General features: G+C 29.3%; 13 protein-coding genes. All 13 read right to left on the reverse strand.

The window, feature by feature from the left end; genetic code table 11:
• Nucleotides 1–18: 18 nt before the first annotated feature.
• Genes WMO14_RS10135 through WMO14_RS10195 form a run of 13 tightly spaced genes read right to left on the reverse strand, consistent with a single transcriptional unit; the run spans nt 19 to nt 12,383 of the window.
• Nucleotides 19–474: a DUF1796 family putative cysteine peptidase gene (locus tag WMO14_RS10135; RefSeq protein ID WP_349153764.1), complete on the reverse strand. Its 456-nt coding sequence runs from the start codon at nt 472–474 to the stop codon at nt 19–21.
• A 29-nt stretch (nt 475–503) separates the two neighbouring features.
• Complete coding sequence (locus WMO14_RS10140; RefSeq protein ID WP_349153765.1) at nt 504–1,427, reverse strand: class I SAM-dependent methyltransferase; 924 nt, start codon at nt 1,425–1,427, stop codon at nt 504–506.
• Nucleotides 1,403–1,876 (reverse strand): KdsC family phosphatase, encoded by a 474-nt coding sequence (locus tag WMO14_RS10145; protein WP_349153766.1) that lies wholly within the window; start codon nt 1,874–1,876, stop codon nt 1,403–1,405. The genes WMO14_RS10140 and WMO14_RS10145 overlap by 25 nt, the downstream gene beginning before the upstream one ends.
• A gap of 29 nt (nt 1,877–1,905) precedes the next feature.
• Nucleotides 1,906–2,736 carry a TylF/MycF/NovP-related O-methyltransferase gene (locus WMO14_RS10150; RefSeq protein ID WP_349153767.1) on the reverse strand — a complete coding sequence of 277 codons (831 nt, stop codon included), beginning with the start codon at nt 2,734–2,736 and terminating at the stop codon, nt 1,906–1,908.
• A 17-nt stretch (nt 2,737–2,753) separates the two neighbouring features.
• Entirely contained in the window at nt 2,754–4,361 is a 1,608-nt protein-coding gene (locus WMO14_RS10155) for an aldolase catalytic domain-containing protein (protein ID WP_349153768.1), read from the reverse strand.
• Nucleotides 4,362–4,366: 5 nt separating this feature from the next.
• Entirely contained in the window at nt 4,367–5,035 is a 669-nt protein-coding gene (locus tag WMO14_RS10160) for an acylneuraminate cytidylyltransferase family protein (protein ID WP_349153769.1), read from the reverse strand.
• Nucleotides 5,036–5,052: 17 nt separating this feature from the next.
• On the reverse strand, nt 5,053–6,285 hold the full coding sequence (locus tag WMO14_RS10165) for a 6-hydroxymethylpterin diphosphokinase MptE-like protein (protein ID WP_349153770.1): 1,233 nt from the start codon (nt 6,283–6,285) through the stop codon (nt 5,053–5,055).
• Between the two features lie 14 nt (nt 6,286–6,299).
• A complete protein-coding gene (locus tag WMO14_RS10170; RefSeq protein ID WP_349153771.1) occupies nt 6,300–7,178 on the reverse strand; it encodes a LicD family protein in 879 nt (292 codons plus the stop codon).
• Nucleotides 7,179–7,199: 21 nt separating this feature from the next.
• Nucleotides 7,200–8,714: a CDP-glycerol glycerophosphotransferase family protein gene (locus tag WMO14_RS10175; RefSeq protein ID WP_349153772.1), complete on the reverse strand. Its 1,515-nt coding sequence runs from the start codon at nt 8,712–8,714 to the stop codon at nt 7,200–7,202.
• A 48-nt stretch (nt 8,715–8,762) separates the two neighbouring features.
• Nucleotides 8,763–9,677, reverse strand: coding sequence for a LicD family protein (locus WMO14_RS10180; protein ID WP_349153773.1), 915 nt, complete (start codon nt 9,675–9,677; stop codon nt 8,763–8,765).
• Nucleotides 9,678–9,719: 42 nt separating this feature from the next.
• Nucleotides 9,720–10,787 (reverse strand): pyridoxal-phosphate-dependent aminotransferase family protein, encoded by a 1,068-nt coding sequence (locus WMO14_RS10185; protein ID WP_349153774.1) that lies wholly within the window; start codon nt 10,785–10,787, stop codon nt 9,720–9,722.
• Complete coding sequence (locus tag WMO14_RS10190) at nt 10,781–11,626, reverse strand: LicD family protein (RefSeq protein WP_349153775.1); 846 nt, start codon at nt 11,624–11,626, stop codon at nt 10,781–10,783. Before WMO14_RS10190 ends, WMO14_RS10185 begins: the two co-directional genes overlap by 7 nt.
• 13 nt (nt 11,627–11,639) lie before the next feature.
• A complete protein-coding gene (locus tag WMO14_RS10195) occupies nt 11,640–12,383 on the reverse strand; it encodes a class I SAM-dependent methyltransferase (RefSeq protein ID WP_349153776.1) in 744 nt (247 codons plus the stop codon).
• Nucleotides 12,384–12,401: the final 18 nt, after the last annotated feature.

Here is a 12,401-nt window from a genome sequence, read left to right on the forward strand (position 1 = left end):
TATCCAATAAATTATATATTATTTTATTTTTTTATTATATTTCTTTATTACCGAGTCAATATATTGACTATTCTGTTCTATATAATCTATCTCTTGCATATTTTTTACAATTCTAAAATAACAGGTCGGTTTTTTTGACTGTTCTATAAAATTACTAATTCTTTTCTTATATTTTAACTGTATACTTGATAAATCTTTATTTAAATCATTTGATATATCATGCGGAAAATAGAATTTATTTTTTATGTCATAAAAACATTTAGCATTATCTTCATCGATTCTCAAATTTTCTGGCAAAAGGAAACCATCAAATTCTTTATCAATCATTGTTATTACATATTCAAAATCAGATAATATCCAGTCAAAAGGTCCTGAAAAACTTCTCAAACCTAACCTGGAGCAGGAACTTGCCGTACCACAATACCATCCTAGCGAAATACAATTTATATATTTATCCTGACTATCTAAGCACATACTTTCTCCTTGCTATGTAATGTCTTTAATTATTTTTTAATTTTTTTAATACGTAACACAATATAATCTGACTTATTTTGTCTCTCTAAATCGCTTTTCCATGCTAAATCTATTTCATTTGAAACAAAATCAAACTTATAATTTCCTCCAGGTTTTTTATTTTTTAACCAATATAGTAAGTTGCTTAAACCATATCTTTGATAATACTTAACATCCCATTCTATATCATCAATGTTCAAACAATTCAATATATATTCAAAACTCTTCTCACATAAAATCCAAGGATGTTGTGTACTAAATAAAAATGACTCATATGTTTCTCCTAAAAGTTGCCTCATAACCTCAGCATCTGTTGGTGTACCTATATAAGCAACTCCATTTTCTGCTAATAAATCATATGCTTCTTTTACAAATTGCATTGGATTTTCAACATGCTCTATTACATCAAACGATGTAACAACATCAACTTTATTTCCATACTCTTTTATAGCATCAGCTGCATAAGCATATGTTTTATATCCTTTTTTATCTAATTCTCTTCTATATATCTGTGAAGGCTCAATTGCAATTATCTCATCTGCTACTGAATATAAAAAGTCTAAAAAGGCTCCACCGCCACAACCTATATCTGCAATTTTTTTATTTCTTAAATTTTCCATACCAATATATCTAAATTTATCTTCATTTTCTCTATCATGCAGTTTATAAAAATCTTTTATGTCTGTCGTTCCTTCTAGGCTACTTCTATATTTTTCTGTTTCATAATAATTTGAATGGTCTATCACATCCTCATGCCAAATTGTATTGCAATCGCAACATTTAAACATTTGGACATCTGAAGTTGTATAATTTCCAACGTGTCCATCCCTTATTTTACCATTATATATAATATTTACATTTTTGCTATTACATAATTTACATATCATTATTAATTCTCCTTTTCTACTAGCCATTCTATAAATTCTCTAACAGCTCCGTATCCACCCTGTTTCTTTGTTATATAGTTGGCTATGTCCTTTATACCTTTGACTGCATCTGACGGACAGCCTCTAACTCCAGCAGTCATCATCATTTCATAATCATTTAAATCATCTCCTATGCATGCAACTTCAGAATACGACACATTATATTTTTTAATAATTTTTTCCAGTTCATTCTTTTTATCAGAACAGCCCTGTATGACATCTTTTATTCCCAATTCTCTACACCTATTTTGCAATATAGCAGAATTTCTTCCTGTAATGATTACAGGTATAATGTCATTTTCTGGAAGTATGTTTTTTATACCATACCCATCCTTTACATCAAATTTTTTCAAAATTTCTTTATGTTCACCCATATATATAGAACCATCTGTTAAAGTTCCATCAACATCCATTATTAAAATTTTAATATCTTTCACACATACTCTCCATAAATTTATTACTATTTTTAAAACCCACTTATCATAATACTAACACCATCTCCAATCGGAAATGCTTTATATTTTTTATTTTCTGATATAAATTTATCAACAGCTTCTCTTGGTCCCTTAAAATTAGTTGCAAAATAATCGTGTACAAGAATTACTCCATTTTCAACCATTTTATTGGAGAACAATTTCAAACCATTATAAGTCGGCTCATACAGATCTAAATCCAAATTAACGAAGCAAAATTGTCCTCTTACATCTTTAGCTGTATCAAGAAAATAGCCTTTTTTAATAATAACATTTTCCTTATATTTCATTTTTTTTAACACTTCATACTCTGATGTATTTGAATAATCACCTATTTTAGCATCTGACATTCCTTTTTCATATTGCAAATCTTTTTCATTAAATCCTTGAAAAGTATCAAATAAATATAATTTTCTGTTATAGTAATAATTATTTATCCATTTTGCAAAATCTCCTGCAAATACACCTGCCTCTGCAACTTGTACATCTCCTGAAATATATTTATGCAATTCGGCTAGTTTTTCCAAAAACACAATTCTAGCTTCTAATGGTCCATCTATATATGATGTATCTATTTGAGTACTTTTTATACCATAACTTAATAATTGTTTAATTATAGAATCTTTACCTGGGGCTGAAGTTAAAATAATCTTATCATAATCTATACTTAACGCTTCTTTTACAGATAAAATAGGTACATCATTCAACTTATCTCCCCATTTGTTAGAATCATTATCTGTAAATGCTATTATATTATGATTACTTGATATAACATCAAATAATCTCTTTCCTCCTCCAGCCGCTCCAAAACAAATTACGTTCATATCCTATTACCTTTCATTTAAAACTCGTAGTATATACTTGGTGTAACTAAAACAACTTCTAAATTTTTACTTGTCCTTTCTAAATAATTCTCAAACATTTTCCTAATAATTCTATTACTTTCTTCAAATTGCATTCCGTGTTCTGAATTAATAAAATCAGAATTGACATAATTATCTTCATTAGGTTTTAATCCATCGAATCCAGCTATCATTATTTTTTTAACGCCACATTTTTCTAGCAAATTTAATAACATCATTGTACTATTATCTGATAACTTACTATCTTCACATATTAAAGAAGCATAGTTAACCCTTATTACATTTTCTATATTTCCCTTAATATTTGATGATAAAATACACTTCTTATGTTCAATATTATTGGATATTTTATCCCAATGTATAGCATTTGCGTAAAAATGATAATCGCAGCTTATATTATCCGGTATAAAATTAACACTTACTACAATAACATCTTCTGTTAATAATTTCTTTATATCCTTTTCATAATCTATAATGCTTTTTCCCGGTGCTAACACTAATATTTTCTTATCTACTAATTTATTTCTTAGATTTAAAATTGATATATCGTCATTAATTACTGTTGAAAAATAATCATTATAAATTCTCTGAATGTTATCATAATCATATCTTTGTCTTTTTTCATCATCAATTGCTGATATAATATATTTTATATCTTTACTGTTTAATCTATATTTTTGTGTCAAATATATAATATTATTAGGATGTGATTTGTAAATTCCAGCCATAAATGCAGGTATAGAATATCCCCAGTTATATTTTTCCTTTATAGGTGAAAGATAACTATCTATTGTATCTAATATTCTATCCAAATCGTAATTCGATGCTTTTTTTCTATTTAAATAATCAACAATTAACTCTGTATTTAAATTCCCAGCACATTTACCCATCCCATTTAAGGTTGAATCCAATATAATATTTCTTTTGGAATCACAAATCCTAATAATTTCCTGAGCAAAAGCAAATGATGATTGAAAATTATTATGTGAATGAATATCTATACATATGTTAGAATTTAAATTATGTTCCACCATACCATATATATGTGTTATATCATCCAAATACATTCCACCATATGTATCCACTATTCCAAAACTGTATGGCATTACATCATTAACCATTTCTATAACATCTAACAGCTCTTTATCCGTATAACCTAGTGAATTTACACCTTGTATAAATAATTTATATCCTTTTTCTTTAACACTCTTTAATGCTTTAACAATTCCTTCTTTATCTGATTTAAATTGTTTTTTTGTAAATCCAACTCTTATTCCTTTTACTTTATTGCCCTCACATATACGAAGTTTACTAAAATCATACATATCATAATCTATAAATGCCACATATAATGTTTTATTATTATCTGGAATATATTTATTTATTTGATTTACATCTGTAAAAAAAGTGGAATTCCCATTATAATTTACAATTTTATCATCTCTTAAAAAACCCATTTCTATAATATCTATTCCTGAATATGTCAAATCACGGCATACATTTGATATGTCACTGTCTTTATATTTACAGTCTATAATCCGTCCTCCATCTCTTAATGTACAATCTAATATCATTATATTACTCATATGTATCATCTCCCCAATTTATAGTATTTTGCTACAACCTCTGCAAACTCAAAATCCTCTTGTGTATCTATATCTACTGCTTCAGTTTGTGATATTACCTGCATATAAGGCTTCCTACCAATTCTTTGATGTAATTCTGTAAAAACTTCCTTTTTAAATATAAAAAATGCTCCTGTTTCCATATACACTGGTTCTAAGTTCTGTGTTGTTACTATATCTTTCATATTATAATTAAGAGGTTTTCCCTGATACCAACAATAATCTTGAATTTCAACACAACTAAATGCTGAATCATATCCCTCATATAACACCTTATTTAGTGCATTTTCTATTGATGAAGACTTTGTAAATGGTTGTGTAACATGTGTTAGCACATAAATATCAGCATCAACATCATTAACAAATTTTTCAATTATTTCAAGTCCTTTAACCTGAAATCCATCTAAATAAGGATCTCTTTTTAAAAACTTCAATCCTTTTTCTTCAAACGGCTTTATGTATTGACATATTTTATCATCACTACAATATACATATTTTTCTTGGATTGCATCTACTTCTGTTATTGTATCAAATATATAATTACATAATGGTTTACCATCTAGATTCATCAAATTTTTTCCTGGTAACCTTTGATTATTTAACTTAATTGGTATAAAAGATACTATTTTTTTCATATTATTTCTCCTGAATTTTAAAATAATTTATCAAAATCAACTTTTGTTACATCATCCCATATTGCATTTCTTGTTGCATTATATAAATGTACATTATATTTTTTCAAATATCTTTCACTAAAAGCTAATGCTTCTATTGCAGTGTCTACATTACCCTGTCCAAAATTTTCATTTACATCTGGAGATTTATAAAAATGAGCTCCTTCATCCTGAGCATTCAAACCTAATGCTTTCATAGACATATCAACTCCTAATAGATATATATCTGAAAATCCCATATATGCCGCTATCTGAATAGCAGCATATACAACTGTTTCGCCAGTACATATTCCTTCTGATATATCTGTAGAAAAATCAAATTGTTCATCTTCCTGCACAATTGCTATAAACTCATTCGTATTAGGCATCATATCAGATACTTTATAATGAGGATTAAATCTAATAAACTTATCAATATCATAGATTTGCTTTAACTCTTCCTGCATATTATCTATTAATAAATAATCTAATGCGACATAATAATCCGGTCTCCATTCTGTATCTTTAAATCCCAAGAAAATTCTGTTAACGCCAAAACAAATTTCTTTATTTTTATATAAAATTTCCAAATCGCTCATTTGTAGACTCGGGCCATTTCCTATGATAAAGCATCTTTTCCCTTTGTGTATATCCTTATATTTTTTCAATTTAACCGATAATTCTTGTTTTATTTTATTATTGTAACTTTCCTGTAAGTTTATAGTATCTACATTTTTCTCTGCCTTTCCTATCTTCTTTTCTAGAATTATCACACAATATTTTCCTGATGCATCACTTAAATTATCCACACAATTTATTTTTAAATCATTAAGTTTTTCCTTTAATAGATTTAATATAGGATCTTCATCTGAAATTACAATTTTATCATATTTAGCCAACTCATTGTCTTTTATAATCTCCTCAATATTACAATAAAATGCCTCAAACCATGGTGCAATGCCATAACTTTCAATATGATTTTTATTTAAAAATTTTTCTATTGATTTGCTTGCAGAGTATGCTGTTATGTATATATATGCCCCTTTATCTTTACACATATAATCATCAAATGATATTATATCTACGCCACCCAATTTTTTACCTATTTTAGATGGATCTGAATCAATAAATGCTTTTATTCTGTCTCTACCAAGAAAATGTATTGCAGTTAATCCATTTTCACCCGCTCCATATAAATATATTTTATCAAAAATTTTATTGTTAACTTCCATTTTTGCTTTTCCTCCTACATTACATACTCTTTATAGCACCTGTCCGTATCAAAAATAATCCTATCTTCGTGATTATTTTTTTCATGCACTGGCACCATATAATTACCATAATATTTTCTTAATATAATGTCATATCCTGCTGGAACTGGTATAACTGTATTCTCAAATGGCACATATAACGTTTCATCAAAACAACTTTTAGGATATTTTTTATTATTCATTCTCATCTGATCATAATAATATCCAACAATATCTGATGTTCCGTAGTTCTGAAGCGTTAACTGTTCAAATAACTGCTGTGCCTTTATATAATCGTTACATAATTCAACTGTTGTATCTATATCAATAGCATACTGTTCTCCATTGAGTATTCCTCTTAATACCTGCGTTGGATTATTAATGCAATTAAACAACTCTCTTTGTACGATTTTAAACGCTTTATTAGTATGAACCTCATCATCCCATTCATCTATTGGAAATATATCTATAAATATTCCCTGATTAAACTCTGGCCCTTTATCTGGATATTCTATTGCTGTCGTTTCACTATTTCTAAGCTTGGAAAATATCCATGTCCTTCCACACGAATTATACCAATCCTGATAGTAATACTTTCCTGTGAATTCCTTTGGGGCTACTTGTTTTAACCTCTCATACTCATCTCTTAAAAGCCATACATCTATATCATCATCCCAAGGTATAAATCCCTTATCTCTTATAGCCCCCAATAATGTTCCAAAAGCAGCATAATACTTTATATTATATTTTTTACAAACTCTATCCAATTCTGAAAGCAGATCTAATTCAACAGCCCACACTTTTTTCATCTTATCAGTTATTAAATATCCATTTCTATACTCTTCTTTTAAGAAATCACTATTTATGCTGCACATATTTCTCCTTAATAAAATATATTATTGTCTAATGACATTAGTAAGATATTCATACACCTTTCTGCCACAGGAACCATCTAGATTTGCCGCTAATCCAGCTTCTTCTTCCATTTGCTTTTTCTTTATTACATCAAGTCTGTTAAGTACCAAATCATCTATAAAATCTTCTAATATATATTTTTCTGACTCATAGCAGCCGTAAAAATCACGATTATTTAATTTCATAAATACTTCTTCTGGTTTAACTTTATTTCTGGTCTTCAACATACTGTCTTCGTATTTAAGTTTATTATTTATTTTAAATACCGGCTTATTTATAACCTCATAAAGTGCTATAACGGAACTATAATAGGAACCGATATAGGCATCTGAAACAGCTACTGCTCTTGAAATATCTGCTGTTTTATCATATACTCCGACATTATTATTAATATAATAATCAACTAATGCTTTATACTTATCTGCGTATTCAGGGCGAAGTGCCTTTATTGTTGCATATAATAAAGGATGCGGTCTCCATACAATAACAATATCATTCCTTGACAAAGCTACTTTAAACACACTATACAATTTATCTATTATATAATTGTCACTCTCTAGAAAATCCTCTATTGTTGTATTTAATAACAGACATTTTTTATCCTTAAGATTAACATTCCATTCTTCTGGTGCTGACACATTTTGTTTATCTAATTCTATAATCTTATCAAATTTAGGTGAACCTAATGCCAGCACATTATCATAATACGGAAATTCTTTACACGTTTCTTTTGCCATATTAGATTGAACAATTATATAATCTGAACGATACAACAATGGAAGTTTATTGTAACCAGCTGATATAAACCCTGGATTAACGTAATAGGGTACATATACTAATTTACCACAATATTTTTTCAACTCTTCCGAATAGTAGATTGGATTAACTGTTGTAACTGTATTAAACTTATCAAAAGGATTATGCACAAATACCAAATCAGGTTTTTTTAATTTCAAATCATAATCATTAAAATCAACTATTGGAATATCAGCTTCAAACAATTCTCCATCATAACAATATTCCCATTTATTAGTTATCCTGTCAGCTTCATAATATGGTATTGCTACAACAGATGTTTCGCAATCCTTATCAGCTGCAAATTCTCTCCATATGCTTTCAAGACTATCCCACATAGAGGCTTTATATGGTAAAAAAGCCACCCTATATGTTCTTGGTATGCTATTTATGTCTTTTAATACAGCTGATATAACATCCGTCATCTGGCTTAATATATGTATATCAAGACTTTGTGTATATTCATATGCCAATTCGCAGAATTGTTCAAGATTAGATACTACGCTTAATTTCTCAATAGCCTTTTTATCTTTTTCTAATTCGATTTTTTCCAAGCCTTCACCAACTGCTATAACTGTTTCCTGACAAGTTGTTAAAATCTGCACTATTAAATTAACATCTTTTATATTCTGCAAATTTTCACATAGCTTAATAACTTTTTTTAATAATTCGTTATAACTATCCAAATCAGCCTTTATCATAGTTAATCTCCAATATTTACCATTAAAACTTCTGCTTAATTGTTACAATTATTCTGGTTTATAACCTAATTGCTGTTCTAATATAGTCTCCTGTTCCTTATAAAAAGGATATTCATGTGTCTCCTGTATTATTGGAGTCATATAGTTTTTCCCAACCTTTAAGCTCAACACTTTATCATACTCCCTAGGTATCGGTACTGTGATTGTTTCAAATGGCACTTCTATTAAATCATCAAACCACTCTTTAGGAAAATGAAAGCCTTCCTCATAAACAATTCTCCATAAACCTGTAACCTCATCTGCTTCATCTCTTGTATATATGCAGAATAATTTTTCTGTTAATGCCATTAGTTCTCTTTTTACAGGTTTTGTTCTATCAATATTTACTCCAGTTATATTTTCAACATTTTTAAGGAAATCTTCTACTTCTACCGGATCAGCATCTTCTGATGACATTGCATCTACAGCTCCAAGAATTATTCCTATAACCTGTATATGTAATATTCTCTCTTCTTCATTCCTCGACAAATAATCCATTGGGAATATATCAATCCCCAATACATATGGACACCCATGAAATTTATCCAATCTTTCTTTATTCATTGATACAGCTGTAGAATTAACAACTCTTACAATAATTGAATCATATTCTGGTTCTAAATCCATACATAATAATTTGTATTCATCTGGAAGTTCATCCTTTGCATATTTTATGAATTCATTAAGGTTATCTCTTGTCATTCCGATATCCATATCGTCATCCCAAGGTATAAAACCTTTATGTCTTACCGCACCAAGTAATGTACCATAATCCGCAAACCAGGTTATATTATGTCTTTCGCATATTTCTCTTATAGTCTGTAACACTTCCATCTGTCCTGCCCAGGCTCTTTTCATCATTGATGAAACTTCAAAGCCATCTCTTATCTCTGTTTTAAAATAATCTTCAGGAAAATCTATCATTATAACTTCCTTCCTTTGCTAAAAACATCCATTATACATTATCTACAATCTTTCTAATGCCTGTTTCATAGCTTCTACTAATCTATCATTATCTTCAAATGTTAATGCACCAAGATGTCCTACCCTGAATATCTTGTCTTTCAGATCTCCACCATTTGGACATATCCACATTCCATAATCACTTTCTAATAACTCAAATAAAGCATACGCTGATTTTCCATTTTCCATAATCATTGCCGTAACTGCATTCGATGGTGATGGACTAAATATTCTAAATGGTAAATCTTTTACTTTCTTTCTAAAATCTGCTGCCAGATCTGCTATTCTTTTATTCTCTGCTATTGCTCCTGCTTTGCAGAGTTCTTCAAGGCGTCTATGAATTTGTAATAAAATTCCGACAGCCGGAGTAAATGGTGTCTGTCCTCTTTCTCCATTCTTTAAAGCATCTGCCAAATTAAAATACATACTTCTGACATCTAAATTATATGCCCTGTCAACAGCTCTCTTATTCATAACAAGAACTGATACTCCTGGTGGGACTGCAAGTGCCTTCTGCGAACCAGTAAGCATAATATCTATTCCTAATTCACTTAAATTAAGGGGCTCTGCTAAAAATGCACTTACTGCATCTACCACTAAAAATAAATTATTCTTTTTACAGAATTCAGACACCATATTTATATCGTATAATTTACCAATTGATGTCTCATGCATATTTATTAGGAAGCCTGTATAATCTCTGCCATCATATGGCTCAAGCATTTCTTTGGTAAGTGGTTCTTCCATTGGAACAGTTATTTCTGTATATGGTATCTGATGTATCTGACATATCTGCACGAATCTTTTACCAAAACTTCCGCCATTAACAACAAGTACTTTGTCATCAGAAGTAAATGAATTCATAACTGCTGCTTCCATAGCTCCTGTACCAGAAGCAGTCAGAAATACAACTCTGGACTCTTCATCTGAAAATGTAAGTTCTTTCATCATAGCTTCATTTTCTAACATAATCTTTGAAAAACTTTGATTTCTAAAATATGGTGTTGGCTGTGCCCCAACTTCTAGTACTTCTTCACTCTCCTGCACAGGACCTACTGTAAAATTCAACATATCTTTTCGCCCTCTTTACCTAAATCAAACTCTTGAAAATTCAAATCAACCTGCCTATTTTCCACTGATGGAATAACCATATAATCATCTCCATATGCATATCTCAGATAATTATCCCAATCCTTAGGGCAATAGAACTTGTGTCCTTCAAATTCCAGTTCTGTTAATTCGTTAAAATATCTTAGTTCAAAACCATTAACATCTTCTATGCCGTGCCACCCTATAATTCCTACTTTTTTACAATTATAAATGGTATATTTTCTCGACATATATTCACTGACTTTGTATACAAATTTCCTAGGAATAATGCATACTATATTCCAGCCTAATTTTACATACCATTTATTGGTTATATATCTGGCTGTTCTGGCATATAATGTCTTTCTGCATAATTTCGCTACTTTATTATGTATTTTCTTTTCTGCATTATTATCAGGTACACCATCACAAGGAAATATATCTAACCATATTCCACTTTCCATTTTCAGCCTATCCTGTCCTAATCTTACAGCTTTAGTTCCCTGCTTTCTTAATTTGCCATATAACCAGGGATATCCTTTATCCGTATTATAATTCTGAAAAAATATTCCCTGTGAAAGTTCTTTATTAGCTATTTCACAGAACCTCTCATAATCAGGTCTTAACATACGAACATCCATATCATTATCCCAAGGTATGAATCCTTTATGTCTGACAGCCCCTAATAAACTGCCACCCTCTAAAATATATTTAATATTATATTTTCTGCATATTTTATCCAATTCAATCATCATTTCTAACTGAACATTATGCATTTTTCTTGTCTCTTCTTCATTCAAAACATACTTATCTGACATCATAGTATTCCTCTTTTTATTTATTATTTAAGATAATATACCAATGACTTGTTTCAGATAATTCCTTTTTATCTAACTGTTCAAAATAGCCTTCTTCTACTATATGAAGATCATCTGTTAAGCCGTTCATTAAATCTAAATATTCTTCTCTCGTTCTATATATCGCATCGTAATTATCATCCAAACTATCTGACCATATATGATTTAAAGTTAATCTTTCCTTTACACCAACACTCTCTTCTATATAAACAACTGCCCCATCATTTAAAATATTCTTTAAGCTGCTATAACAATTTCTTAAATCCGAGTCATTTATATACATAGAAACTCCAGTAATGATAATTGTATCAAACTTATTTTTAGCTATTAATTCATTATTAAATATATCCTGAAAAGAAGAATTAATAAACTGTGCATTGGAATGTTCCTTAAATCTTTCTCTTGCCGCTTTTACCATTTCGATTGAAAAATCCGTTCCAATATACTGACCGCATTTATCTATTACATTTTCTGCCCATCTTCCTATTCCACAGCCAATATCTAAGAATTTTTTATCAGTTCCAAGATTAAGATATTTTCCAACATAGTTCTTTTCAAATTCATCCCATTTTTTTGCATATTCAGGATTATTATCTCCAAGTAATACAGATGTGTATTGATTTTTTTCACCTTTGATAAACTTCTGTGCTCTTTTATTGTAAAACTCTCTTATGTTGTCATTATTTACATCTACTTTGTCATTATAAATTCTATTGTTCATCTCTCATCACGCTTTCAT

Source organism: Lachnospira rogosae (ex Hitch et al. 2025) (assembly GCF_040096455.1).
GTDB lineage: Bacteria > Bacillota > Clostridia > Lachnospirales > Lachnospiraceae > Lachnospira > Lachnospira rogosae.

Excerpts from the sequence above, each read along its gene's own strand:
- WMO14_RS10135 (WP_349153764.1), bottom strand. The coding sequence starts at position 474 with ATGTGCTTAGATAGTCAGGATAAATATATAAATTGTATTTCGCTAGGA.
- WMO14_RS10140 (WP_349153765.1), bottom strand. The coding sequence starts at position 1,427 with ATGGCTAGTAGAAAAGGAGAATTAATAATGATATGTAAATTATGTAAT.
- WMO14_RS10150 (WP_349153767.1), bottom strand. The coding sequence starts at position 2,736 with ATGAACGTAATTTGTTTTGGAGCGGCTGGAGGAGGAAAGAGATTATTT.
- WMO14_RS10155 (WP_349153768.1), bottom strand. The coding sequence starts at position 4,361 with ATGAGTAATATAATGATATTAGATTGTACATTAAGAGATGGAGGACGG.
- WMO14_RS10160 (WP_349153769.1), bottom strand. The coding sequence starts at position 5,035 with ATGAAAAAAATAGTATCTTTTATACCAATTAAGTTAAATAATCAAAGG.
- WMO14_RS10165 (WP_349153770.1), bottom strand. The coding sequence starts at position 6,285 with ATGGAAGTTAACAATAAAATTTTTGATAAAATATATTTATATGGAGCG.
- WMO14_RS10170 (WP_349153771.1), bottom strand. The coding sequence starts at position 7,178 with ATGTGCAGCATAAATAGTGATTTCTTAAAAGAAGAGTATAGAAATGGA.
- WMO14_RS10175 (WP_349153772.1), bottom strand. The coding sequence starts at position 8,714 with ATGATAAAGGCTGATTTGGATAGTTATAACGAATTATTAAAAAAAGTT.
- WMO14_RS10180 (WP_349153773.1), bottom strand. The coding sequence starts at position 9,677 with ATGATAGATTTTCCTGAAGATTATTTTAAAACAGAGATAAGAGATGGC.
- WMO14_RS10185 (WP_349153774.1), bottom strand. The coding sequence starts at position 10,787 with ATGTTGAATTTTACAGTAGGTCCTGTGCAGGAGAGTGAAGAAGTACTA.
- WMO14_RS10190 (WP_349153775.1), bottom strand. The coding sequence starts at position 11,626 with ATGATGTCAGATAAGTATGTTTTGAATGAAGAAGAGACAAGAAAAATG.
- WMO14_RS10195 (WP_349153776.1), bottom strand. The coding sequence starts at position 12,383 with ATGAACAATAGAATTTATAATGACAAAGTAGATGTAAATAATGACAAC.